21 protein-coding genes are annotated in these 25,181 nt (G+C 32.6%); 4 read left to right on the plus strand and 17 right to left on the minus strand.

Annotated features, from left to right (window positions below; genetic code table 11):
• Positions 1 to 64 precede the first annotated feature (64 nt).
• The gene (locus tag C8C83_RS15710; protein ID WP_121329369.1) at positions 65 to 601 is read left to right on the plus strand and encodes a 5'(3')-deoxyribonucleotidase; all 537 of its coding nucleotides are present in this window, start codon (positions 65 to 67) and stop codon (positions 599 to 601) included.
• Positions 602 to 673: 72 nt separating this feature from the next.
• Here the strand turns inward: C8C83_RS15710 and C8C83_RS27240 are convergent, their stop codons facing one another.
• The 10 genes from C8C83_RS27240 to C8C83_RS15755 form a co-directional block, all read right to left on the minus strand.
• The gene (locus tag C8C83_RS27240; RefSeq protein WP_158598159.1) at positions 674 to 838 is read right to left on the minus strand and encodes a hypothetical protein; all 165 of its coding nucleotides are present in this window, start codon (positions 836 to 838) and stop codon (positions 674 to 676) included.
• A gap of 72 nt (positions 839 to 910) precedes the next feature.
• Complete coding sequence (locus C8C83_RS15715; RefSeq protein ID WP_121329370.1) at positions 911 to 2,260, minus strand: GH1 family beta-glucosidase; 1,350 nt, start codon at positions 2,258 to 2,260, stop codon at positions 911 to 913.
• A 219-nt stretch (positions 2,261 to 2,479) separates the two neighbouring features.
• The gene (locus C8C83_RS15720) at positions 2,480 to 2,689 is read right to left on the minus strand and encodes a hypothetical protein (RefSeq protein ID WP_121329371.1); all 210 of its coding nucleotides are present in this window, start codon (positions 2,687 to 2,689) and stop codon (positions 2,480 to 2,482) included.
• 27 nt (positions 2,690 to 2,716) lie between these two features.
• Entirely contained in the window at positions 2,717 to 3,139 is a 423-nt protein-coding gene (locus tag C8C83_RS15725; RefSeq protein ID WP_233566095.1) for a hypothetical protein, read from the minus strand.
• Positions 3,140 to 3,355: 216 nt separating this feature from the next.
• Positions 3,356 to 3,565, minus strand: coding sequence for an NINE protein (locus C8C83_RS15730; RefSeq protein ID WP_121329372.1), 210 nt, complete (start codon positions 3,563 to 3,565; stop codon positions 3,356 to 3,358).
• 3 nt (positions 3,566 to 3,568) lie between these two features.
• Positions 3,569 to 4,171: a PH domain-containing protein gene (locus C8C83_RS15735; protein ID WP_121329373.1), complete on the minus strand. Its 603-nt coding sequence runs from the start codon at positions 4,169 to 4,171 to the stop codon at positions 3,569 to 3,571.
• 12 nt (positions 4,172 to 4,183) lie between these two features.
• On the minus strand, positions 4,184 to 5,239 hold the full coding sequence (locus tag C8C83_RS15740) for a type I restriction endonuclease (protein WP_121329374.1): 1,056 nt from the start codon (positions 5,237 to 5,239) through the stop codon (positions 4,184 to 4,186).
• Between the two features lie 164 nt (positions 5,240 to 5,403).
• Positions 5,404 to 6,072 (minus strand): response regulator transcription factor, encoded by a 669-nt coding sequence (locus C8C83_RS15745; RefSeq protein ID WP_121329375.1) that lies wholly within the window; start codon positions 6,070 to 6,072, stop codon positions 5,404 to 5,406.
• A gap of 7 nt (positions 6,073 to 6,079) precedes the next feature.
• Positions 6,080 to 7,789 carry an ATP-binding protein gene (locus tag C8C83_RS15750; RefSeq protein ID WP_121329376.1) on the minus strand — a complete coding sequence of 570 codons (1,710 nt, stop codon included), beginning with the start codon at positions 7,787 to 7,789 and terminating at the stop codon, positions 6,080 to 6,082.
• 52 nt (positions 7,790 to 7,841) lie between these two features.
• Entirely contained in the window at positions 7,842 to 8,033 is a 192-nt protein-coding gene (locus C8C83_RS15755; RefSeq protein WP_121329377.1) for a hypothetical protein, read from the minus strand.
• Positions 8,034 to 8,381: 348 nt separating this feature from the next.
• Between C8C83_RS15755 and C8C83_RS15760 the strand changes: the two genes are divergently transcribed.
• Entirely contained in the window at positions 8,382 to 9,482 is a 1,101-nt protein-coding gene (locus C8C83_RS15760) for a hypothetical protein (RefSeq protein ID WP_121329378.1), read from the plus strand.
• Between the two features lie 146 nt (positions 9,483 to 9,628).
• Complete coding sequence (locus C8C83_RS15765; protein ID WP_121329379.1) at positions 9,629 to 10,045, plus strand: lipocalin family protein; 417 nt, start codon at positions 9,629 to 9,631, stop codon at positions 10,043 to 10,045.
• 79 nt (positions 10,046 to 10,124) lie between these two features.
• Here C8C83_RS15765 and C8C83_RS15770 read toward each other — a convergent pair whose 3' ends face one another.
• From C8C83_RS15770 to C8C83_RS15790, 5 genes are all read right to left on the minus strand, one after another.
• A complete protein-coding gene (locus tag C8C83_RS15770; protein WP_121329380.1) occupies positions 10,125 to 14,144 on the minus strand; it encodes a PAS domain S-box protein in 4,020 nt (1,339 codons plus the stop codon).
• A gap of 12 nt (positions 14,145 to 14,156) precedes the next feature.
• Positions 14,157 to 14,606 carry a response regulator gene (locus C8C83_RS15775; RefSeq protein ID WP_121329381.1) on the minus strand — a complete coding sequence of 150 codons (450 nt, stop codon included), beginning with the start codon at positions 14,604 to 14,606 and terminating at the stop codon, positions 14,157 to 14,159.
• A gap of 369 nt (positions 14,607 to 14,975) precedes the next feature.
• Positions 14,976 to 16,316 (minus strand): hypothetical protein, encoded by a 1,341-nt coding sequence (locus tag C8C83_RS15780; RefSeq protein ID WP_165877243.1) that lies wholly within the window; start codon positions 16,314 to 16,316, stop codon positions 14,976 to 14,978.
• 25 nt (positions 16,317 to 16,341) lie between these two features.
• Positions 16,342 to 18,744 (minus strand): TonB-dependent receptor, encoded by a 2,403-nt coding sequence (locus C8C83_RS15785; protein WP_121329383.1) that lies wholly within the window; start codon positions 18,742 to 18,744, stop codon positions 16,342 to 16,344.
• Positions 18,745 to 19,047: 303 nt separating this feature from the next.
• A complete protein-coding gene (locus C8C83_RS15790) occupies positions 19,048 to 19,803 on the minus strand; it encodes a LytTR family DNA-binding domain-containing protein (protein ID WP_121329384.1) in 756 nt (251 codons plus the stop codon).
• Positions 19,804 to 19,971: 168 nt separating this feature from the next.
• On the opposite strand from C8C83_RS15790, the gene C8C83_RS15795 reads away from it, so the two are divergent.
• A complete protein-coding gene (locus C8C83_RS15795) occupies positions 19,972 to 20,439 on the plus strand; it encodes a transcriptional regulator (RefSeq protein WP_121329385.1) in 468 nt (155 codons plus the stop codon).
• A 53-nt stretch (positions 20,440 to 20,492) separates the two neighbouring features.
• On the opposite strand, the gene C8C83_RS15800 is transcribed toward C8C83_RS15795, so the two are convergent.
• Both C8C83_RS15800 and C8C83_RS15805 read right to left on the minus strand, forming a co-directional pair.
• The gene (locus tag C8C83_RS15800; protein WP_121329386.1) at positions 20,493 to 21,812 is read right to left on the minus strand and encodes a RagB/SusD family nutrient uptake outer membrane protein; all 1,320 of its coding nucleotides are present in this window, start codon (positions 21,810 to 21,812) and stop codon (positions 20,493 to 20,495) included.
• Between the two features lie 12 nt (positions 21,813 to 21,824).
• Positions 21,825 to 25,169 carry a SusC/RagA family TonB-linked outer membrane protein gene (locus C8C83_RS15805; protein ID WP_121329387.1) on the minus strand — a complete coding sequence of 1,115 codons (3,345 nt, stop codon included), beginning with the start codon at positions 25,167 to 25,169 and terminating at the stop codon, positions 21,825 to 21,827.
• Positions 25,170 to 25,181: the final 12 nt, after the last annotated feature.

The raw sequence follows: 25,181 nt of genomic DNA on the forward strand, positions 1-25,181 counted from the left end.
AAGTAAATTAAAATTGCAATATATTGCAATATTTGCGTAATTTTGTTGCAAAATAAAGCTAAAAATGAAAAAGAAAACTATTGCTGTCGATATGGATGGCGTGCTTGCCGATATCGAGGCACATTTAATTGAGCATTATAATGAAGCTAATGGAACAACATTAACCAGAGAAAGTATTCAGGGTTTAAGCGAAGAAGATGCTTTTGTAGAAAGAGATCTTTTGAGAGGAATTTTGAATAAAGAGAATTTCTTTAGAAACTTACCTGTAATGGATGATGCAGTTGAAAGTTTGCGTCAATTGCAGGAAAACTTCGAAATATTTATTGTTTCTGCTGCAACTGAATTTCCGGTTTCGCTTGCCGAAAAAATTGCATGGCTTGAAGAACATTTTCCGTTTATTAAGTGGGAGAATATTATTCTTTGCGGAAGTAAAAGAATTATTAATACAGATTATATGATTGACGATCATCCTAAAAATCTGGATTATTGCATGGGAAAACCTATTATGTTTACAGCGTTTCATAATGTAAATAAAACGCATCACTTGCGTGTAAATAACTGGAAAGAAGTTGTTGCGGTTTTGAATGAAACACTGAATTAATGTGTAAACAAAAAGCCTTTCGGAAGTTGACTTCCGAAAGGCTTTTTGCTTTTTTAAATGTTTAAAAAAGAACTATAAATGAAGATCGTTGTTGATTTCTACCTCATCAGATTCTTGGTAGAAATTTAATTCTTCTTCAATTTTTTTACGGTCTTTTTTATTTTGTTTTACCAGAAAGTAAACTAATAAAACAACGCCAATAACTATCGCGCTCAATACATACCGGTTGATTTCCATAATAATTTATTTAAGTTTATACTGAGATTAATTCAATTTAGGTATTCTTAAATCTATTTTACGGTTTGGTTTTTAGGATAAAAAATCACGAAACCATAATCCTGAATGTTTAATTGTTCTTTGTTGCGTGTCAAAATCTACATGAATAAGTCCGAATCTGGCATTGTAACCTTCTGCCCATTCGAAGTTATCAGTAAGACTCCAAACAAAATAACCATCAACATTATAACCGTCTTTTTTGGCTTTCAAAATCTGTTCTAAATGATCTTGTATATAATGTGTGCGCTTGATATCGTAGACTTTTCCGTTTTTAAGAATGTCCGGGAAAGCAGCACCATTTTCGGTAATTATAATTTTTTTGATGTTGTAACTATTGAATTTTTTAAGAACGTGATAAAGTGCGGGAGGATAAACTTCCCAACCCATATCTGTTGCAATAACATTTCTTTTTTCGGCACTAATTAATTCAGCACCAATATACGGAATTAATAATGAAGATCTTACTATTTCTCTCGTATAACATTGAAGTCCAATGAAATCAAACTCAAAAGCGAGGTTTTTTAAGTCATCTTCAAGAATATAATTATTCAGTTTTTTAAGCACCGGCAAATCTGCTTGCGGATAACCCAAACCTAAAATTGGCTCAATAAAAGTTCTGTTCAATAAAGTATCGACGCGTTTTGCAGCTTCTATATCTTTTGGAGATTGAGAAAAAGGTTCGATATGTGTACACGAAAAAGTAGTACCAATATTAGCGTCCGGAATTAGATTTCGCAATTTTTTTCCGCCTGCAGCTGTAGCTAGAGTTACATGATGCATGGCTTTAAGATAATTGGTAATTCCTTTTTTTCCGGGAGCGTGAATGCCCAGGAAATATCCTGCTCCGGTAAAAACGGAAGGTTCATTTATGACCATCCAGTTTTTGACGCGATCTCCAAAATATTGTGCGCAAACTTCGACATATTCTGAAAACCAGGAAACCGATTCGCGATTTGTCCATCCACCTTTTACTTCTAAATCGTGGGGTAAATCCCAATGATAAAGCGTAATCCAGGGTTCTATTCCAGATGCGAGTAAAGAATCTATGATTTTGTTGTAATAATCTATTCCTGCCTGATTTACAGGATGAGTTCCTGTGGGCATAATTCGTGGCCAACTGATAGAGAATCTGAAATTCGGAATATTTAATTCGTTTATCAGATCAATATCATTCTGGTAAGAATTATAAAAATCGCAAGCAGTCAGGGCATGATGTCCATTTTTGATTTTTCCTTTTTGAGAGGTAAAAACGTCCCAGATAGAAGAACCTTTTCCGTCGGCATCATGTGCACCTTCAATTTGGAAAGCGGCGGTTGAAACACCCCACAAGAAATCTTGCCCAAATTGGTCTTTGTGTAAAAATGCGGTATCAATTTTATTCATTCAATTGTGCTTTCCTTTTTAATTTTGAATTTCTAATTTATTAATGAAGGAAAGAAGATTGCATAGCTCTTAAAAAAAGCCATTCTTTGAATGAAACCAAAAAATTTAGATTGAAGAATTTCATGACGTTTAGTTTTATTCAAATTAACAAAACTAATGTGAATTTATTGTAAAGTCATTATTATCAAATGATTAAATGAATAATTGTCTTGTAATACATCAATCTTCCCAACCACAAAGTGTGAGTCCGAAACCTTGTGCCTGCGAAATGGATACTTTTGTAATCTCATGTCGGCATGAAGTTAATCCACGGCAATTATCGGTATAATGGTATTTTTTTGCGCCTGTTGGTCCACAAATATAGACTTTAGTCTCAACTGGACAAAAGGAGGTTAAGAGGATAAAAACGAAGATCAGATTATATTTCATTTTAATAAGATTTGGGGCTAACTGTAGTTATTGCACTACTAAGAAATATTCATTTCCTCTTTCGTCAAAAGCTTTTAGTTTTCCGTGCTCAATCCATTCGGTTTTTATGTTGAGTTCCGGCACAGAATCATTGATTAGAATTCCAGCGCCATATTTCCCCTCGACATTAATGTTTCCAAAAACAGAATCTCCTTTTATATTAACGCCTTTTACATTATAATTATACTCATAATGACCAGAATTTCCGGTTCGGTATTTATACTGATATTGCGTATCAACATGGTAGGTTTTAGCTTCTTCAGGAGTTATTGTTTTTCGGTCTTCAGCAGTAATTACCTCCTTATAAAATGTGTTTATTTTTTGAGGAGCCGGAGCAGAAACATGTTTGCAAGAAAGGATTCCAAGCGAAAGAAATGACAATAGGATTAGGTAGTTTTTTTGCACAAGCATTGATTTATTTAGATAATCTTAAAACAGGTTTTAAAATCTTGTTATTTTTTAATAGTGATAAATCTAATTAGAATTACTTTCTTTAGAATGAGTAGTTATACGTGATTTTATCGAAAGATTTAATGAGAAGAAAGTTTTTGGGAAAGTGGATTTAAACAGAAAAAAGAGGACATTGTAGTTCCTCTTTAAAAGCTTAAATGATTTTTTTTAAACCATTTAAAATCCGGTATTATATTTTACGTTAAAAGAATGATCAGACATAAATACAAGTCCGAAGAATTGAAAAAAGGCTAATATTGCTGGAATAAATGTCCAACAAAATAATAGGTAAAGAATCCCTTGACCTGATTGCCCTAAATAAAATTTATGGATTCCGATTCCTCCTAAAAAGAATGTCAAAATTGCTGCGGTAGTTTTACTTTTCATAATTTACATTTTAGATAAAATTTCTGTTTTCTTTGAGTCAAATTCTATTTGTGAAATGATTTCACTTTCTAATAATTTTTTTAGCTTTTGAAGTGTTTCTAACGGATCTTCTTTTTGCTCGACATTTTGTTGAGTTGGTATATTTGCATTAACAGTTATTCCTCCGCCAGCAATAGCTCTTTTATTTTCAAGATCATGTTCACGTCTGAAAACAACCATTTCTTCTTCTTTTTGCTGAGCAAATTGATACAATTTTCGGGCTTGAGCCTTTGGTAAATAATCAAGCATATTCACATGTCCTTTAATTGTCTTCATAGAAAAAGTTGCCCCCATAATTCCTTCTTTCATATGACAATCTAATATGTCTTTCCAGGCATAATCCTGAAAATCCATAGATAAACCTAAATTTCGCGGTCTGCAGAAAATGATTCTTTTATTGGTTAAAGCAATGCAATCCGGAGATAAATTTATAGCCGGTTTTTTTTGTACGGCGATGTATTCTACTTCTTCACCAGAAGTAAGTAATCCGTTGACTTTTACTAATAGTTTTTCAACTGCTTTTGGGTCTTGTTCTTCGTTTAAGAATTTTTTTAAATCGTTTATCATAATATTTAGTTTTTATTCGGTTTCATATAATCCAACAGTTTCTAACAATTCTTTTTCGAATTGATAAAGATCATCAATAGATGAAATAGGTAATTTTGTTTCGGTTTTGTTGTCATTAAAAAGGCTGACATATTTTTTACTTCCGTTAAGATGAAGACGGCAAAGAGGTTTACGATTATTATCGTCCAGTAAAATTCCAAAATAAGATTGTGTGTCATGGTAAACAATTCGACTAACAGGAAGTTTTCGTCTTAGTATCGCAACAACAATGCGGTAGCCATCAAGTTCTTCTTCGCTGGTAATAATTTTGCTTTCTTCTTCCAGAGATTCAACTTGTTCATCTTGTTGTTTAATTGTTTCTTTAGTAAGAGCGGCTTTTAAACGATCATTTATTTTTTCGCTGATAAATTGGTTTAGAGATTTTTGAACTAAATCCTTAAATTCTTCAACCACTTTTTCAGTTAATCTTCCTGTATAAACCTTATTTGCAAAATGTTTTGTGAAATCATTCGAAGGATTTTCGAGTTCACTATTAATTTGCTTTTTTATTTCTTTAATATATTTTAATGCGCTTGCATTTGTAACAATATTATCAACGTTGAAACTGGATTTGTGAAATTTTGCAACCTCAGTGATTGTGTTTTCTTTTAGATTTGTAATGTCAAATTCCAAAAATGGTTTTTGATCCATTTTGTTTTTATCATCTAAATCTGTGAAAAACTGATACTGAATTCCGTTTGTTAAAAGAGCAAATCGGGTTTTAGTAACATGAAAATATCGGAATAATTGGGAATTATGTACCGTTAGATTTTCTTTCCAACTTTTGCATTCTACTATTATAATTGGTTCTCCGTTTTGAAAGATGGCGTAATCTACTTTTTCTCCTTTTTTTAAGCCTAGATCGGCGGTAAATTCAGGAACTACTTCTAGCGGATTAAAAGCGTCGTAGCCAAGAATATGTATAAAAGGCAATACAAAAGCATGCTTGGTAGATTCTTCTGTTTCAATTTTACTTTTAAGCTGATCGATTTTATCAGCCAATGATTTAAGTTGAATATTGATTTCCATAATTTCTATTTATAGTTAGTATTTTAGTTTTTGATATTTCAAAAGTAAAACCAATCATAACCAGTATTTTACGGAAATCCATAATCCGATTTTTTTTTAATTTTTAGCCATAAAAAAAGCTCCCGAAGGAGCTTTATAATTTTAAAAAAAGGAATGTAGAACAATTAGATAATACCCATATCTTTTGTGATAGAAACCAAATGAATGGTATTGTTTGCTTTGAAAAAGTCTTTTAGTTTAGAAAGTCTTTTTTCCATAGCACTTTTACTGTTGGGTTTTTTACCTGAGTCTTTAAAGATTTTTATGATCTCATCTTGTGGAGTTCCTGCTGATAAATATTTTAAAATCTCAATGTCTAAATCGTCTATTTCGAAATTATTTTTTTCCTGAAGTGCAGAAGCAACTTCGTGCGAAATGAATCTTTGATCTGAAGTAGAAATAATATGAATTGCTTTTTTTAGATCTTCAATGCTATTTCGTCCTTTTAATACAAAACCGTTGACATCTGAATTATCGAAAAGAGATTTAATTCGAAAGCTTTTATCTTCAACAGAATAAGCTATGATTTTAATATCAGGCTGTAATTCACGCACTTTTTCGATAAGTTCATCACCGCACGAAATTTTTACGTCGCGATGGTCTTTTTTAAAAGACAGATCACTAATTAATAAGTCATACGGTTCATTATCCAGAATAGCTTTTCGGATTTTTAAAAAGGCATCATCACAATATTTTGCATGTTGAAAATTTATAATATCTAAATCTTTTAAGGTTTGCTCGATTCCTAAATTTATATCTTCAAGGTCTTCGGCAATTATTACTTTTTTAAACATATGGCTTTTATTTAGGCAGCGTTATTTTTACTTTAAATCCTTTATCTGGTTCTGTATCAAAAGTAATAGTTCCTTTTATGGCCAGAATACGGATTTCCATATTTTGTAAACCATTTTTAATAATTTTATCTTTTTCACAGCCTTTTCCATTATCTGTATAATCAATAAAAACTGTTTTTCCGTTGCTTTCAAATTTTATAACAACCAATGATGCGTTACTATGTTTTTTCATATTCACCATTAATTCTTGCAGAATTCTATGAATCGTAACTTTTTTAATATTATCTACTAATTCCCAATTTACTTTTTCAATATTATTAATGATTACGTTTGCTTTCGGACTATTATAAGTCGAAAGCATTTCTTTTAAGTTTACAGCATAATTTGATGTGATATCAATCGTACTATTTTCTTGTGAAATTCTGCGGACACGCGAATAGATATTGTCTAATTTGTGAATGAGAGATTCTTTTATAGTCGTAGAGGCTAAAGATTGTGTTTGTGTAAAAGTCATCGCATGAAAAACATCATTTGCCAATTCATCGTGGATATCTTTGGCAATTCTGGTTTCAGTTTCATAAGAAGCTTTTATTTTTTCAATTCTGTTTTTGTTTCGATAATATTTTCTCCCGTAAATTAATATAGTGAAGAGAATAATGATTCCAAGAACAGAAAAGGTTCTTTGATACTTCGCTTTTTGAAGTGCCAATTGATTCTCTACTTTCTCTAAACGTAATTTCTGATTCTCGTCTTTTTCTTTTTTGGAGTCGTATTTAATCTTCGCAAATTTGTTTTTAAAGTTGTTTCGGATTTTAATAATACTATCGTTTAAGAAAACAAATTTCTTCGCATATTTAGTATTATCAATATCAGAATCATTTGAAATTAAAAAAGAAAGTGCTTTTAATCTTTCATCAATACTATTAGATGTTGTAGCTGATTGATATGCATTTAGCGCATGTTGATTTGATTTTTCGGGATTGATTTTGCTATAGTATTCGGCTAAATGCAGATTACTTTGAATTGAACCATAGGTATCATTGTCTCGATTTCTCATTTTTAGACTTTCTTCCATTAGCGAAAGACCTTTATCTGATAAGCCTTTTTTGAAGTATGCATAACCCAGATTATCCAGAATCCTGTATTTTTTTATAAGCGCTTCTTTTGTTTGGAAATTATTTTGACTAAGTAAAGATTCTAATATTTGAATTGCAGAATCGTATTTTTTTTGCTCAATATAAACAGCGGCAATGTTGTTTAAAGGAGATTGTTTTGAAGCTTCATTATCCAGTTCTTTTATAGATTCCTTGTAATACGAAATAGCATCATTATATAAGGAGAGTTCTTTGTCGGCAATTCCAAAGAAATTATTAATAGAAGCACTATAAAGATCTTTCTTTCTGATATAAGGTAACGCTTCTGTTAATGTTTCTTTACTGCCATAATAATCTCCGTTTATTTGTTGTATCCAAGCCATTTGAATTAAACTATAGGCAATATTGGCACTATCTTTTAAATTTTCATATAGTATTTTAGACTTATTGAAGTTGTAAAAAGCACTATTAAAGTTCTTTTCGTTGAGGTTTAATAATCCTTTCTCTCTTATTTCAAATGCTTTTTCTCTTGCAGCATCAACGTTTACAGATACTGTCGTTTTCTCTTTACAGGAAAAAAAACTTAAGAAAATGATGAAACAAAAAAACGGGGATCGTAGCATAGAAGTTACTTTCCCCGAATTTATGAATTAATTATAAACCACCTTGTTTAATTTATGGTTTTTTTGGAGGTGGTGGAACAATGATTGGATCATCACCAGGTCCTGAAGGTGGCATATCAGTCATAGAAGCTTTTTTAACTTCGGTTACTTTATCTTTGTTTCCTGTTTCGAATTCGTCTGCTGTACAAGAAAATATTGTAAGACTCAATAGCGCGCACGCTCCCATTGTAAATAAATTTTTCATTTTTTTTATGATTTTAAATTTTTACTAAAGGGCATTGCCGTTCAAAAAGGTTCTGAACTTTGTTATAGCAATACCCAAATTGCTTTGGGAAGTGGAGCACGTAGATCAGTAAGAGTAATATTTATACTTCCCGGATAAATTTCGTCTTACGGATTTCCGTACTTTAAATTGAACTAGTTTTGTATTTTTGTTTTAACCTGCAGATTAAAATACTAACTGATTCTGAAGGCAAAGTAAAGGCAGTTTTTCACCAGTGTTTATAAGGAATTCCGGGATGGATTAAATTTCCTGTCTAATCCGAAAAATCCTGAGAAATCCGATAAAAAATCCTGAAAATCCTGAAGGCTTATGAAAAAAAATACTTTAGAAGAAATTGAAAATAGTTACAAAGAAGCTATTAGAAATAAATTTAGAATTGAAAGAGTCGAAGGGAAGCACTCACATTATTTAAATAATCCTTCGCAAGCACTTTTAAGAGATTTGTGTTGGGATATTTTTAGCTCAAATCCAAAAACTGAAGACTTAAGTGTATATCGGAATTTTTTTAGGGCTGAATTTAAATCTGAAGAAGATACTTCAACTACCTATACCAATAAATTTAAAAAAGTTGGAGGGTTTTATAAAGGAGATAAAGAGCCTGCAAATATTAGTACTGTAGATTTAGCTGCAATTCTCGTAGATTTTCATCCAAGACCTTTTAATAAGTTTAAAAAAGAGATAGATGAAGAAGAGATGAAATTGATAAATGAATTAAGAGATACTAATTTTATTCCTAAAGAAGTTTCATCTAATGAATTAATAGAGAAAACGGATATAAATAGTTTTGCAGATTTTACTGATGTTAATATTGTTCCTAAAGAAATTTCATCTATTGAGTTAATAGAGAAAACGGAGATAAAAAGTTTTGCTGATTCAAATGCAAATTTTACTGATATAAAATCAGAACTAGAATCAATTAATCTTATAGGACAAACTGTTACAGAAAAGGAAGCGGAAAATGGTATGGAAAATGGAATACCTCCATCAAAACCCCAAAGCAGATTAGAGAAGATTAGGGAAAAGATTTTGGCTAATTTTTGGAAAAACTTTTTGATTACGACAATTGTAGTAGGTGCTCTTTTTGTATCAATAATAATTTCGGCTTCTTTCTTTAAGAAAGATTGTATGGTTTGGGTTAATGATCATTATGAAGAAAGAGATAGGTCAGAAGGCGGATTTTGCGATACTTATTATGATGAACGATATTTTGATCTAAAAAAGATTAGCGTATGCGATACAACAACTTTCTTTGATAATAATGGTAAACCAAAAGTTTGGTATATAAGAATTGGTAATTCTTTAGAATACTTTGATCGATTTGCTCCTTATCCAGAAGATACAAATAGATATTTGAAGCCTATAACAAACTATATGATTAAAACGCATATAGCAGGTAAGCCATGTAAGTAAATATTGTATTTTTTGTTTTGATAGATTTTTTTAAGTAAGAAATTACATTAATTATGTAAATGAAAGCGAATATTATATAACATCTTTCATCGATGTTGGATATAATTTAGCCATATACAAATAATTAATTTTTAAAGAAATCAAACATGAAAACTAAACGTATATTACTAGGACTATTATTGAGTATTGGATTATTTACTGTGTCGTGCAGCAGCGATGATAACGAAGGAGAAACAATCGTGCCAATACAAGGGAAATACAATTTAAGCCAGACAGGAACAATTGTTGACGGAAAAGAAGTATTAATAGATGCTCCACAAAATGCAAGTGGATGTAAAAAAGATTATTTAGACTTAAGACTGAGTAATGCAGCAGTTATAGGAGATTATAACGGTTCTGATTGTGCTTTAACAGAAACTACAGGAACTTACGCAAGATCTCATAATGATTTAACTATTTCGGTAGGTAATTTAAGTACCACCGCCGATATTATGAATCTAACTAATAAAGAGTTGAAAATAAAAGACAAAACTACTGGTATAATTACAGTTTACACTAGGTAATTAGTCTACATTAGGAAAATAAAAAAGGGAAATAACTTTAAAGTTATTTCCCTTTTTTTATAGATTTTTGTTTTTATAATTATTTCACGGGAATATAAATATCAAATGTGGCTCCAATGTTTTGTTCGCCTGTTGCAGTGATAAAACCGTTATGATTATCGACGATTTTTTTTACGATTGCAAGACCAATTCCTGTTCCTGTGTATTCTAATTTTCCGTGCAAACGCTGAAAAACTTCAAATATCTTGTCACTATATTGCTGTTCAAAACCAATTCCGTTATCGGTAATTCTAATGTGGCAATAATTGATCTGGTCACTTAGCTTATCATAATCTAAAGCTAATCCTTTAGCAATTTCGCAGTTTATTTTTATTATCGAATGAGTTTCGGGTTTCGAAAATTTAAGCGAATTACTCACCAGATTGTATAATAATTGCCTGAACTGAAACGGAATTACATCAGCGTCACATGTGTTTTCAACTTCTATAATGGCGTGTTGTTGTTCGAGTTCTTCTTTTAAATCATCTTTTACCTCATCAATAATTTTAGCCAGATCTGTTTTTTCAAATACACGTTCCTGTATGTTAGTTCTTGAATACGATAACAAATCATTAATTAAGGTTTGCATTCTTTGTGCTGCATTTTGCATTCGGAGGAATTTATCTTTTCCTGTTTCAGATAAATTTTCCAATTCTTTCTCCATGATCTGAGTGGCAAAAGTTTGTATTTTCCTTAATGGTTCCTGCAAATCATGACTTGAAATATAGGCAAAAGACTGAAGCTCTTTGTTCATTAGTTCCAGTTCTGTATTTTTTTGTGCAAGTTCTAATGCGCTTTGTTTTAACTTGTCGTTGTCTCTCTTTTTTTCGGTAAGATCGTGTGTTACTTTAGAGAATCCAATTACTTGATTTTTCTTGTTGTGAACTGCTGTAATTACCACATTTGCCCAAAAGTAGGTTCCATCGTTACGAACACGCCAGCCTTCCTGGGTTGCTCTTCCTTTTTCGGCTGCCAGGTTTAGGAGCTTTTCCGGAAGATTACTTTTTCGATCTTCTTCAGTATAAAAAACAGAGAAATATTTTCCAATAATTTCTTCTGCTTTGTATCCTTTTATTTTCTCGGCACCAAGATTCCAGTTTTCAATTATACCTTCATGATTTAGATATAAAATGGCATAATCCTGCACTTCTTCGACCATTAAATGATAACGTTCTTCACTTTTTCTAAGCGATTCATTTATCTGACTCAGCTCTTTGGTTCTTACCGTTACTTGTTGTTCGAGTTCGTGTGTAAATGCTTTTTCGGTATGGATATCTGTAAAAGCTCCAACCCATTTTATAATTTTATTTTCTTTGTTAAAAACAGGTTCCCCAATTACGGTATGCCATCTGTAGTTTCCATCTTTGCGTCTTACACGAACGTCGCATCTGTAGACTTCACCGGTTTCTAAACTATGGCTCCATACTTTGACATTTTCATCATAATCTTCAGGATGAATCATGGCTTTCCATTCTGTTTCACCGGCGGGTTTTATTCCAGTATATTCAAACCATTTTCCTGAGGCAAATAAAGCATTTCCTTTTTCATCGGTTTCCCATATTAATTGCGGAATACTCTCTGTTAACGAACGGAATCTTTTTTCGCTTTCTTCGATTTTTTTGCGTGCTTCAACTTTTTCGGTTACATCTATCAAAGTCATTTTTATTCCCGAAATGTTCCCGTCTGATTCAAGCAATGGAGCGAATTCAAAATCAATATAAAATTGATGCTTTCCATCTTTACCATTTATATAGAAAAGCGATTCTGACTCTGCATGAACTTCACCTGTTTTGTAAACATTGGATAGAAACTGCGCGTATTTTTGTTGTTCGAGTTCCGGGAAAATGTCAAGCAAGTTTTTGTCCTGCACGTCACTTTCTTCTTTTTTCCAGATATTTTTGAGAAGAGCAATATTGGCAATTTCAATTTTCATATCCTTGCCTTTCAAAATTGCTTTTGGTACAGGAGATTGCATTACCAGATTACGAAATCTTTTCTCGCTTTCTTCAAGTTCCTGCTGATGATTTTTTTCATCTGTAATGTCTCTAATAGTACCAATTAATTTCTCAGGATTATTTTCTTCATCATAGAAAACTTTTCCTTTTCCTTCCATCCAGTGAATCGATTGATCTTTCCAGATCATTCTCGCTTCATAATTCAAATATCCAGAAGACAATGCTTCTTTAAACGCTTTATTTCGAATGTGCATATCATCCGGATGAAGATGTTTGAGCAATTGTTCGTGCGTTAATTCTACATTTTCGGTATATCCGCCAACGATTTCGAGGTATCTTTTAGAATATTTAGGCTCTCTTGTTTTTACGTTTAATTCCCAGGTTCCAAGTTCACTGGCTTCAACTATGATTTTAAGTCTTTCTTCGTTTTGCTCGATTTTTTTCCGAACCTCAACTTTTTCACTGACTTCAGTAACGGTCACAATAATTCCTGAAATTGTTCCGTCCTCTTCTTTTAATGGATGATATAGAAAATCAAAATAGGAGATACTCAATTTTCCATAACGCTTTAACGGAATCGGAACTTCATTTCCATGAAAAGGAATTCCGGTTGTCAAAACACCATTTAATAGTGAAGTGACAGATTCTTCAACTTCCGGCAAAGAATCAAATAAAGGTCTGCCAACAAAATTATTTTCCTGTCTGTCGACTAATTTTAGATAAGCTTCATTGGCTGTTTCGACCATAAAATTTGAACCGCGTAAAATAGTAATTCCTACAGGAGCTTGTTTTACAGTATTTCTGAAACGTTTATCGGCTTCTTCAATTTTTTTCTTTGCTAAATTCAAATCAGTCAGGTCAACTCCGGTATTCATTACGGCATAAACATCTCCATTTATATCGTAAAGAGGTGTTAAACTGTAATTGAAATAATAGGTAAGCGATTCTCCATTAATGGTAAGATCGAGCGGAGTATTTTTTGTATGGAAAGATTCTCCAGTTTCCAGAACGGCATTAATTTGTTCAAATACCAATTGATTGTCCAATTCAGGAAGAACATCCTTAAATGATTTTCCGATAACATCGCTCCCTTTTCCCCATAATTTAATAATAGAATCATTGGCCAATTCTACAATCATTTCCTTGCCAACATAAACGGCGATAGGAAAGGGGGCATTCTCAACAATCTGTCTTATTTTTTGTTCGCTTTCTTCGACTTTTGATCGTGCCAGAATCTGCGGTGTTACTTCGATCGCTATAGCAACAACGCCGGATATTGTTCCGTCAGTTTCTTTGAGCGCTTCATAAACAAAATTGATATAGGTCGTTTCAACTTTTCCATTTCGTGGCAATAGAATTGAAAGTTCGTTGGCAGTAAATTTTTCACCGGTTTTATAAACGTTGTCCAATAAAACTTCCAAATCCTGATTCTGAGCTTCAGGCAAGGCTTCAAAAATAGGTTTGTTAATTACCTTTTCATATTCCGTTCCCCACAACTGAATCATTTGCGCATTGGCAATTTCTACAATATGATTTTTACCTCTAAAAACACACATTGCAACCGGAGCCTGCATGATATTATTTATAAATCGGGTATTGCTTTCCTGTAATGCTTGGGTTGCTTTTTTCTTTTCTGTTGTTTCCATTACGGTAACCAAAACACCGCCAATTGTTCCGTCTTCTTTTTTAATTGGACTGTACGCGAAATCAAAATAGCATTCTTCATCAAATCCGTTACGGTTTAAAACAACCATAAAATCAGGAGAACTAAGCGCTTTTCCTGTCATAACTTCACCAAACATTGGACCTATAGTATCCCAGATTTCAGAGAAGGTTTCTTTTGAACTAATTCCTAAAGCTTCGGGATGTTTTGTTAAACCCAGAATAGGACGAAAGCTATCATTATAAAGCTGTGTATAGTCATTTCCCCACGCAATATACATCCCAAACGGATTATTGAGCATTACGGAAACCATTGTACACAGACTTTGTGGCCAGTTTTCGGGATTTCCTAAAGACGTTTTGCTCCAATCTTTAGTACGAGATAATTCTCCCATCTCTCCGCCATCGGCCAGAAAATAATGCTCCTTATTTGCGGGTTTCATTCCAAAAACTATTTAGGGTTGAAGAATAAATTTTGCCCTGATGGGTTGTTTAAAATTATTTTCAGATGTTATGGCTAATGCGTCGCCAATAACCTTTTTTAATTTAGAAAATTCACCGGGTTTACGAATGTAATAAGTAGCCCCTTTTTCGTACATTAAATCAACAATGTCAGTATCCAGAGAAGTTGAAAAAATTATGACAGGAAGGTTTTTAAGTTCTTCTTTATTCTTTATTTCAGCCAGACATTCGTGACCATTTTTACGAGGCATGTTGAGGTCAAGAAACAGAATATCAGGTAGGTTTTCAGAGAAATTTTCGCCTAAATAATTCATTAATTCCACGCCGTCATTCACAGTTACAAGAGATACCGGAAGCTCTAATTCATCTAAGGCTTCTTTAAAGAAAGCACAATCATCCTGATCATCATCTGCTAGTAAAAGATTGTAATTCTGTTTGCTCATTTTATAGTAGGATAAAAAATTATGTAAACCGAAATATGATTTACTTCTGCTAAGGTAGAGCTATTTTAATTACAAATAGTTATGAGTATTGTAATAAATTTAACTCTTTTGGATGATAATTCATAACTGAAGTTTTAAAATAATAGGTCATTTATAATTATTAGAGGAGAATAATTACGTCATTATAAACAAAATTAGAAACAAAAAAAGAGCTGTTTTTTGACAGCTCTTTTAATAAAAAAAAAATAATCCAACAAATGATACTCTCATTAGGGACATTCTACTCCAGAGATCTGAAGCAGAATGTTCTAATTTTAAAAAAACAAGTAATCGCATTTGCTACAACAGCATTTCTGCTACTGTAAATTTTTAGAATACACCAATATAATGGTTTCCTGGCTTGTTGATTAGTTTTGCACCTTTTGTAACAGCTCCGGTAGGAATATCAATTACATAGATATTTCCGTCTTTTCCAACAGGTGTAACGGCTAAATAAAGTTCGTTTCCATCTACTACAAAACCTTGGTATTGACCAAAATCTAAAGCTGGATCATAAGCAATACCTTCTACTTTTTGAACTGTTTTTGCATTCAGATCAATTCTTGCTACAAAACCTTGTTCACCAGCTCCGGCGTGCGTATAAAGTGCATAAGCAATTCCGTTTCCTGCATATCTCCAAGCGTCGATATAAGATCCTTTTACGCCAAGAGCAGTATCTAAACTAAGAACAAATGAATTGTCATATTCATTATTTTGGTTGATTTTTAAAATATAAGAACCTTTATTAGTGTCTCTTTGAGTTGCCTGATAAATATTACCATCTGTTCCTAAAAAGCTATTGAAACTACGGAAACCGCTTGTATCTCCAAAGCCAACTGTTGAGGTAATAATTTTTGGATTTTCTAACGAAGGATAATCTACCACAACAGATTTAGAACCTAAACGCTCAAATGTAGCTTCGTTTTGTCCTGTAGTTGGATTCGTTTTACGCATCCATGTACCAACGATTAATTTGTTTCCGGCTTTGTTTAATGTCGGCGCATCCAAACGGAAAATATGATGTCCAAGTGCTTCTTCCTCAGCAGTCAATGGAAGTTCGTATTGTTTGTATCCTGAAATTAAAATGTTTTTAAGATCTAATCCTAAGATTGTTGCAGTTCCTCTTGTATGTTTATACGTTTTATCGTCATTGGTTTTGATAACCGGAGCACTTACATTCACAGCAATACCAGATTTATCTCCATCAAAAAGTTTGTTCCATCTTGGTGATGTTCCTGCATATTGAGCAATATTTACAGTAGTTCCTGATTGTACAAAATTTTTGGCTCCGTTTACTTTATACGTCATAAACTCTCCACCGTTTGCACCTGTATAAGTGATATTAAAAAGCGTGCTTCCATCTACAGACGATTGCAAACGTGCAGTTCTGTTAGATTGAACCGGCATTCCGTTATCATAAACATTGATAGAATAATTTGGATCTTTTGCATTTTGCTTCGTTACAGCATAAACCATAGTTCCACCGTTTCCGTCCCCCGGCGCATCTTGCATTAATGCTCCCGATACGGTGATCCAACGAGCTGGCACTTCCGGATCTACCGGAATTACAGGATCTGTATTTTTGTCGTCATTGCTGCTGCAACTTACGGTAAATGATAATGTGCTTAAAACTAAACCACATGCAAGTAGTTTGAACGTACTTTTTCTCATATTCATTGTTTTAAAAAATTAGATATTAAAAATTATTGATGGTATAATTCAGCTTTAGATAAAAAGCGCGTCCGGGTTTTTGAACGGCGTAATTATCGAAAATCTGTTTATCGAATATATTTTTGGCATCAAAACTCACCACAAACTGCTTATTCGGAAAAGCATAACTCAAACCCAAATCCTGAGAAAATTGTGCAGGTGTTTCAGAGTTAATTACATCAATCCAAAGCGTAGCAAACGGATCAACATAACCACAGTTGTAGTAGAGATTTAATTGTGAATTTTTTTGTATCAGTTCTTTAAAATTGTACTGAACATTTGCGTTTAAAGTAAAGAAAGGCTCATTTGGCAATTGTTTGTCGTAGTTTAATAATTGACCTCCATTATTGTCATATTGCATTTTGAACAACGAATTGAACTTTGAAGTATTCATCGAAATAAACAAACGATCTTTGAAAACATAATCAAAAGAAGCTTCAAAACCAATTGATTGCGTTAGGGTTAAATTCTCAAATGGCAAAATTTGTATGGCATCATTTACACGATTTCCAGAAGTTCTAACAATTTTATCTTTTGCATTTCTTAAAAAACCAGATGCTGCAATCGATATTTTGTGTTGGTTTATTTTGTAAGGGCCAAATTGAAATCCAGCATTAAAATTGTCACTTTGTTCCGGTTTCAAATTAGAATTTCCGCTTATGTTTTCGCCGGGATTTCCAAATATTTCATTTTCGTTTGGTAGCCGAATCGCTTTTTCCGCAGATGCCGAAATCATGATTTTTGGAGTAATAAAATAAGAAGTTGCAAGTCCGTAGCCAAAATAAGGCATAGTGCTTAGAGTCTTTTTTTCGACTATTACATTCTGACCATTTTGATTTACTATTTCCGGTTTATTTTCGTTTACCTTTTGCTCATAGAATTTCCCAAAAATATTGGTTCTTAAACGAGAATCAAAAGCCTGCATTTCGTAAGCCAGAGATGTAACTGTTTTTTGTAAATCGCGTGTTGCTTCAAAATTGTTTTGAAATTCCGGTTTTATTAAATCGTCATCATTTCTGTCAACAGTATAAAATAAATTACTAAAAACGATTCTGTTTTTTTCGTTGATGTTATATGTAAATATGCTTCTTGAACTTAAGATGTTTTGTGTAATTGTATTAATTGTTGGTCCGGCTTGCTGTGCGCCACTACTGGATAAAATGTGCTTATTGTATAAATCAATTGCTTTTTCTCCAAACCAATTGTAATTCCATTTGACGGTATCATTTACCACTTCGTGTCTTTTGCTGAAGACCGTATTGGTTGAAAAATCAAGACCTTTAAATAGGAAATCTTTTTTTGAATAATTCAAACTTATCGCTGTTGCATCGGCTTCAGAAAAACGTCCTTTATATGGTTTTGTCATATATTGACCGTGCTGAATTTGATTGTGATCTTCGGACATGTTTAAGCCAATTAAAAAAGTATCAGCCCATTTAACATCTGTAAAACCGGCTTCAAATCTTCCGCCATAAGATCTGTATCTGTTCTCGAAACGTTTTACTCTCACATAATCATATCTTCCGTTAGGCAAAGTATTGTAAACAAATCTTCCCCAAATCTCATAATCGTTATCCGAATAATTATAGAATCCTGAACCTTTTAAAGTAAAACCGGATTTGTCGCGATACGTTGTGTTAAAGTTAGATTGAATAGTATTAAAAGAACCGTAAGAAATAGAAGCATTCAAAGTGTTTTTGGCTCCTTTTTTTAGTACAACATTTATAGCGCCGCCCAATGCATCATCTGCTAAATAGGCTGGTGTAACTCCTTTATAAACTTCGATACGCTCAATTAATGCGGGCGGAATACTGTTTAAATTAAATGAAGATCCATAAGTAGAAAGCGGAATTCCATCGATGAAAATTCTAATGGAGTTTCCGGACATTCCGTTGAGGTTGTAATTAACGCTCGAACCCATTCCTCCGTTTTGCCTGATTCTTACTCCCGCAGAACGATCCAGTAATTCATTGGTTTGGAGATTTCTATTTGCAGCATCTTTTGTTTCGATTACGTTTACCGAAAAACCTTTGTTTGTAATTTCTTTTTTTACCGAAGTTTTTTGAATTACTACTTCTTTTAAAGCTTTTGGATCATTTTTTTCAAGAAGAATATTTAGCTTTTGAAAAGGATTATTCAGAACGAAATTTATGGTTTTTGCTTTCGCTTCAAGCGAAGAGATTACTAAAGTGTAGTTTCCGTATGATAATCCTTTTATTTCAAATTGACCGTCGTTGTCGACAATAACAAATTTCTGAGTTTCTGTAACCGTTACCGAAGCTCCCAAGGCAGATTCAGTATTTCCAAAAGTGACTTTTCCACTAATATTTCCCTTTTGAGACCAGCCTGAAAAATGAACGAATAAAAACACAAACAATAGAAAACGCATAACTTATTTACTTATCAATAGAAGGGCAAACTTACGGCGTTGTTTATATTTAATCTAAATAAAGCAATTAGAAGATTATTAGATTTACATTAGAAATTTTAATGTTGGAATAGGGGAGTTAACTCGTTGATTGAATATGGAATACAAGTTGTAGAAGAAAACACGAATTACACGAATTAGCACAAATTCATTAGTAAAATTAATTTAACGTGTCAAGCTAACTTTTATAATTAGTGTAAATTAGTGAAATTCGTGTTTTGAATTAAACTTAAATTGTGTTGATAAGCAGGAAAGATTTTGTGTTTAAGAATCCAACCAATTTTTGAAATTATTAATTTCTTTTTTACTCAAAATAATAGGTTCACTATCCGGAATAGCAACATTTAAAAGCAACTCAATCTTTTGACTTGAATGCTTGATGATTTCCTGAATATGATGTCTGTTTATGATATATTTTCGGTTGACTTTAAAGAAGAGAACCGGATCAAGTTTATTGATTAAATCCTTAAGATTACTATTGTACAAATAGCTGTTGGCAGTTGTATAAATAAAAAGGTGTTTTCCGGTGGCAAAAAAATAGGTGATTGCCGTATCATTTATCGAAATGAGTTTGTCTCTGTGATTTACCAAAAAATGATGCTGAATGTTGCTTTGATTTTCAATTTCAACAAGCGATTCAACAATTAAGTTGGTATTAAAGGTTTCTTTTATGTTTCTGTATTTGATTAAAGCTTCCAGTAATTCTTCTTCTTCATAAGGTTTCAGAAGATAATCGATCGTGAAATGCTTGAAAACTTTTACAGCATAAGAATCGTAAGCAGTAATAAAAATAACGGGACATGAAACGAGTGTTTGCTCAAAAATGTCCAGACTTTTTCCGTCTCCCAAGTGAATATCCATAAAGGCAAGATCAACCGTATTTGTTTTAAAAAAGGCGACAGCGTCTTTTACAGATTTAACTACTGATATTTCATTTATTGAAAGTATCGTTTGTTGCTCCAGAATTGATTTCAGATAGCTTGACGCCAGATATTCATCTTCAATTATGACAATTTTCATTCGGTTTATTTTTTTGCAAAGGTAAAAAAACTTCCTCTGCATAGTATTATTGTTTTGTAGAAGTTATTGATGGCTATTTTTCAGTTATTTGGAGAAAGCAAAGGATAGTTAAAATTATACAATATGTATAATTTTTGATTATATTACAGGTTTTTTAAATTAAAGAATATGAAAAATAAAGAAATTCAAATTAGCGATATTTGGAATGACAAGAAGAAAGACGATGTGAAAAATATTATAAAATCCCATTCTTCAAAACAATCCAAAGAACAGATATTAAAGAATCAATTGCTTTCTATTCAATATAAATTGGAAGATTATATTCAAAACGAAAATGATACTGAGGTTTTAAAAGTTCTTGATTTTGTTAAGATGTATTTAAAAACGCTTAATATTACTAAGAAGGAATTAGCATCTTATTTTGAAATGAAAGACAGTAATCTTCATAAGTATCTTATAGGAGAAAGAAAGTTAAATGCAAAACTGGTTTTAAAGTTAAGTACTTTTTCGCATACCAAACCAGAGCAATGGTACAGAGTTGAGGTGAAAAACGAGTTGATCGAATTGAATAAAGAAAAAGCTAATGTAGAAGCTTATAAAAAGTATGATTACCGCAATTTAATCCAAGCAGTATAACTGTTTATAAAAGTAAAAAGCCGTCTCAATAATTATTGAGACGGCTTTTTCAATTACAATTCAGGATTATTTAATCGTGCTTCTTGAGGAAATGGAAGCGTATAACGCGGGTCATTTTCTATCAGAGTATAATTATCTCCACCATATGTATGGATGATTTGTTTTTGAGTAGTTCTTCTTAAATCAAACCAACGGTGACCTTCAACTGCAAACTCACGTTGTCTTTCCTGAGCAATAAGATCAAGAAGCTGAGTTTGTGTCATTGCAGCAATAGATGTGCTTAATGTGTTGAATCCTGCAGCGTTGTATCTGTTTTTGATAAAAGCTAAAACTGTTGCTCTTGTCGTTGGAAGATCGTTCAATTGTGCTGAAGCTTCTGCTTTTGTCAAATATAATTCAGAAGTTCTGAAAGTACATTTTTGAGCGATATCTCCACCTTTTCTAAATTTGAATCTGCTTCCGCTTGTCTGATAATACAAAGCAAAACGTAAGTCGTTTGTTTTATCATAAGCACCAGTTAAAGTTGGTGAAGCATATGTAGTTCCTTTTAGAATATTGATAAAAGGATCTTCAAGCGCTAATATAGATTCCGGTCCATTATAAAGGTTAGGCAAAGCTGGTGTAGCATTTAAGTCTATTAAAGCATTTTTGTATGTCATTGCTTTATTTGCAGACTCAATAGCTTTGGCCCATTCTTTTCTGTAAAGGAAAATACGAGATTCCATAGCATATAAAGAAGCTTTAGAAAAACGGTAATTGATACCAGTTGTTTGCGTATCTAAATTCAATAGTTTTTTTGCCTCTTCATTATCAGATAAAATCTGATCATAAACAACAGCAACACTTTGAGGAACATAAGCTTGCTCTAAATCAATTTTTAAAGCCAATGGAACACCTTTGTCTGTTGCAGCTGTTGCAGCATTATAAGGTTTGCTGAATAAGTTCAGTAAATCAAAGTAAGTCAAAGCTCTTAATGCATAAGCTTCTCCAAGTAATTGGTCTTTCTCTGCAGAAGGCGCTAACTTTTGGCTTGCTTCAGTAATAATTACATTCGTATAAAAAATCCTGTTGTATAAAGCTGCATAAGGAAAGCTGTTTGTAGTTTTATCAGGATTGATATCGTTCCAGATATAATGATCTCTATAGAAAGTTGCATTATCATTAAATTCATCAAAAGTCAATTCGTCTGCTCTCACAGCAGATAATGCTTTATGAATTGCAGTTATCGAATATGCTCTTGTCATTACAGCTCTGTAATCTTGCAAAGTTTCCGGAATTACTTTACCTACTGGCTTAACATCAAGATAATTATCACAGCTTACGGTAGTAATCGCTACACTGGCAAAGAATACGTATTTTAATATATTTTTCATTTTTGAATCAGATTAAAAAGTTAGGTTACATCCTAAAGAAATTGATCTTGGGATTGGTTGTGCATAGATATTTCCGAAAGTTTCTGGATCAAAGTAACCTTTATAATCAGAGCTGATTACGAATAGGTTTCTACCTTCAATACTAAATCTAACGTTCTCCATAAACAAACTGTTTATAGCTTTTTTAGGCAAAGAATATCCAAAACGAATACTGCTTACACGCATAAAACTCATTTCGTGAACCCACGTATCTAAATAATTGTACATTTCTAGTGGAGCTGCTCCTGGAGAATACCATTGGTAAGCCATCCATGAATCTCCTGTGCCTGAAGTTGGACTAGTAATTCCAGGTATATGTGAACCTGTATTAGTAGGTGACCATGCATTAAGTGCATCAGTAGTATAATTTTGACCACGATCTAAACTTGTACCATTGAAAGTAGGTTTTTCAACGACAGTTTGTTTAATATTGAAAGTAGTAGCAATTGTAAGATCAAAATTATGAACTTTGAATGTATTCATGAAACCACCAGTAAACTTAGGATCTAAATCTCCTACATAAGTAAACAAATCTCTTGTTTCAGCATCTGTAAGTTTAGATTGAGATAGAACTCCCGGGAAAAAATCTGCATAAGGGTCAAAAAGGGCAAAAAAGGTTTGTGAGTTTACAGTTTCTCCTTTTTTATTTACAAATAAAGGATAACCGTTTTCATCAATTCCTGCAGTTTTTAATGCGAATACCGCATTAACCGGAAGTCCTTCTCTAGAAGGTAAATAACTGTTTGATCTTGTTTGAATACGATCTACATTACTTTTATTATGAGCAAAATTAATTGTTGTATTCCATTTAAAGTTTGGATGATCAATGTTTCTTGTAGACAAAGAAATTTCATATCCTCTATTAGTTACCTGCGCCCAGTTAGCATTTGTATATTCAAATCCGTTTTCTAGAGCAAGCGATTGTAAACCAATTAAATCAGTACTTTTTCTTCCGTAAACATCAGTAACAATGTTGATACGATTTTTGAATAAACCAAGGTCCATTCCAACGTTAGTATTAGTAGTTTTTTCCCATCTTAATTTATCATTTGGAGGAGATAATACTGTAAGAATAGGTTCTGTTTGTCCTGGTAAAATAACAGCTGTTTGGTTGATACCAACTACATACGGTGAAGTATTTTTGTCGATATTTCCTTGTAAACCGTAAGATGCACGTAATCTTAAATTAGAAATCACGTCATTGTCTTTTAAGAAATTTTCTTCAGATACTGCCCATGAACCAGAAACTGCCCATAATGGTAAGTATTTGTATTTAGGGTCTGCACCAAATAAATCTGATCCGTCATAACGAACACTTCCAAAGAAAGTATATTTTCTGTCATAAGTATAAGATGCTGTTGCAAAAAATGATGCAAATGCATTTTCGTTCTCAGTCTTTAAATATGTTCTGTAGTTTGAGTCAGCTGCATAGCTTGCAGTTGGGAAAATAATTTGAGCAGTAGTCAATGTTTTTGGGTCAAAACCAAAACCTTTTGTAGCAATAGAAGTGTTTTTGTTTTTTCTTAATTCGTTACCAACCATAAATTCTAACTCATGTTTTCCTCCAAGAGTAGTATTATAGTTTACCATAGTTTTCCAGTTGTATTGGAAAAAGTCAGTGTTTGAATTTTGGATAATTCCACCAACAGGAAGGAAATAATTATAAGTTCCGTTTGAAAATACACTTGTTTTTTCTCTTTCTTTTCTTGTATAGTAAGAGTCTTTACCAGCATATTTTTCAGAAGAATTATTATCAAACTGTAAACCAATTTGAGTACTTGCTTTTAAGTTTTTTGTAATATTATAATCAACATCAAGTAATGCTTTTACAGATCTTGTTATTAATTCATAATTTGTATTTTCTCTTTCTTCTAAGAAATTAAAAGGAAGAGCTACAGTTCCGTTTCCATATCCTTTGATATCTTTATCATATCTATAGCTTCCATCAGCATTGAATGGAGTCAAATATGGGTTTACGTTTCTTGAATAGTTAGAAGGATTTGTAAAACCATCTGTATCCGAAAGATAACTTGTTTTCTTACTTTGAGTACCAAAAATTCCAACACCAACATGTAATTTATCAGTTACATCAAAGTTGTTTTTTAAGGTAAGGTTGTATCTGTCGAAACCAGTTCCTACAGTAGCTCCATCTTCATTGTAAGCTCCTAAAGAGAAATAGTAATCAGATCTTTCTCCACCACCAGATAAACTTAATCCGTATTGTGTGTTAAAAGCAGCTCTGTACAATAAATCACCCCAATTAGTGTTATTGTTTCTCAAAGAATTGATTGAGTTTTGTGTTGTTGGACTTAGAGACGAAAAACCTCCCGATCTATAGGCTCCTAATTCATTAGCCTGGTTTAGAATGCGGGAAATTTCCCCAGCCGTGTCTCTGTAAGTCAAATCTTCTCTTGAAGCTAGCGAAAGTTCAAAATCTACTTTTTGAGAAGAATTCATAAGGTTTAATTTAGAAAAATCAGGTTTTTGAGTCACAAAAGTATTAACGTTAAAGTCTACTTTCATGTTTCCTTTTCTTCCTTTTTTAGTCGTTACAACGATAACTCCGTTTGCAGCTCTTGCTCCGTAAATAGCAGTTGCAGCAGCATCTTTTAATATGGTAATATCTTTGATATCATCAGGGTTTAATCCCGCGATAGAAAAGTTACTTAATACATCTATATTGTCTTTGTCATAGTTTTGAGGAACATCATTTCCTTCAAGAGGTAAACCATCTAAAACCCATAACGGATCTTGTGCACCATTAAGAGATGCAGTACCACGAATTCTGATTTTTGAGATTGTTCCAGGAGCTCCCGTTTGTTGCGTTACCGCTACACCCGCAACCTGACCAATTAACATTTGATCCAAACTCGCAACACCCGCTTGTTTGATATCTGCCATTTCAACTTGTGCAACAGCCGATGTTAATTTTCTTTTCTCGATTTTTTGGTAACCTGTTACAACGATCTCTTTCAATTCTGCTGCGTCAGATTTTAAAGAAATTGTATAGTTATTTTGTGATGTAATATCAATAGTATAAGGTAGGTAACCCATATAAGTTACTCTTAAACTTTTCATGTTACTGTTGATTTTAAATTCAAATGTACCGTCAAAATCAGTTACGGTTCCAAGGCTTGAACTTTGGATCACACCTTTTTGTTGTGTGTTATTAGATACGGCACTGTTCTCAACAAAAACAGTAACACCAGGTATTGGCAATCCGTCTTTGGCATCAACTACCGTCCCTTTAATTGTCCTTTCCTGCGCATACCCGGAAAGGGCAAGAAGGAAACTCAGCATGTAAAATAAATTCTTCATTAGTTTGTGTTT

The organism is Flavobacterium sp. 90 (assembly GCF_004339525.1).
GTDB lineage: Bacteria > Bacteroidota > Bacteroidia > Flavobacteriales > Flavobacteriaceae > Flavobacterium.

Excerpts from the sequence above, each read along its gene's own strand:
- C8C83_RS15710 (WP_121329369.1), top strand. The coding sequence starts at position 65 with ATGAAAAAGAAAACTATTGCTGTCGATATGGATGGCGTGCTTGCCGAT.
- C8C83_RS15740 (WP_121329374.1), bottom strand. The coding sequence starts at position 5,239 with ATGGAAATCAATATTCAACTTAAATCATTGGCTGATAAAATCGATCAG.
- C8C83_RS15800 (WP_121329386.1), bottom strand. The coding sequence starts at position 21,812 with ATGAAAAATATATTAAAATACGTATTCTTTGCCAGTGTAGCGATTACT.
- C8C83_RS15745 (WP_121329375.1), bottom strand. The coding sequence starts at position 6,072 with ATGTTTAAAAAAGTAATAATTGCCGAAGACCTTGAAGATATAAATTTA.
- C8C83_RS15795 (WP_121329385.1), top strand. The coding sequence starts at position 19,972 with ATGAAAAATAAAGAAATTCAAATTAGCGATATTTGGAATGACAAGAAG.
- C8C83_RS15770 (WP_121329380.1), bottom strand. The coding sequence starts at position 14,144 with ATGAAACCCGCAAATAAGGAGCATTATTTTCTGGCCGATGGCGGAGAG.
- C8C83_RS15715 (WP_121329370.1), bottom strand. The coding sequence starts at position 2,260 with ATGAATAAAATTGATACCGCATTTTTACACAAAGACCAATTTGGGCAA.
- C8C83_RS15725 (WP_233566095.1), bottom strand. The coding sequence starts at position 3,139 with ATGCTTGTGCAAAAAAACTACCTAATCCTATTGTCATTTCTTTCGCTT.
- C8C83_RS15720 (WP_121329371.1), bottom strand. The coding sequence starts at position 2,689 with ATGAAATATAATCTGATCTTCGTTTTTATCCTCTTAACCTCCTTTTGT.
- C8C83_RS15730 (WP_121329372.1), bottom strand. The coding sequence starts at position 3,565 with ATGAAAAGTAAAACTACCGCAGCAATTTTGACATTCTTTTTAGGAGGA.
- C8C83_RS15785 (WP_121329383.1), bottom strand. The coding sequence starts at position 18,744 with ATGCGTTTTCTATTGTTTGTGTTTTTATTCGTTCATTTTTCAGGCTGG.
- C8C83_RS15765 (WP_121329379.1), top strand. The coding sequence starts at position 9,629 with ATGAAAACTAAACGTATATTACTAGGACTATTATTGAGTATTGGATTA.
- C8C83_RS15750 (WP_121329376.1), bottom strand. The coding sequence starts at position 7,789 with ATGCTACGATCCCCGTTTTTTTGTTTCATCATTTTCTTAAGTTTTTTT.
- C8C83_RS15735 (WP_121329373.1), bottom strand. The coding sequence starts at position 4,171 with ATGATAAACGATTTAAAAAAATTCTTAAACGAAGAACAAGACCCAAAA.
- C8C83_RS15760 (WP_121329378.1), top strand. The coding sequence starts at position 8,382 with ATGAAAAAAAATACTTTAGAAGAAATTGAAAATAGTTACAAAGAAGCT.
- C8C83_RS27240 (WP_158598159.1), bottom strand. The coding sequence starts at position 838 with ATGGAAATCAACCGGTATGTATTGAGCGCGATAGTTATTGGCGTTGTT.
- C8C83_RS15780 (WP_165877243.1), bottom strand. The coding sequence starts at position 16,316 with ATGAGAAAAAGTACGTTCAAACTACTTGCATGTGGTTTAGTTTTAAGC.
- C8C83_RS15755 (WP_121329377.1), bottom strand. The coding sequence starts at position 8,033 with ATGAAAAATTTATTTACAATGGGAGCGTGCGCGCTATTGAGTCTTACA.
- C8C83_RS15775 (WP_121329381.1), bottom strand. The coding sequence starts at position 14,606 with ATGAGCAAACAGAATTACAATCTTTTACTAGCAGATGATGATCAGGAT.
- C8C83_RS15805 (WP_121329387.1), bottom strand. The coding sequence starts at position 25,169 with ATGAAGAATTTATTTTACATGCTGAGTTTCCTTCTTGCCCTTTCCGGG.
- C8C83_RS15790 (WP_121329384.1), bottom strand. The coding sequence starts at position 19,803 with ATGAAAATTGTCATAATTGAAGATGAATATCTGGCGTCAAGCTATCTG.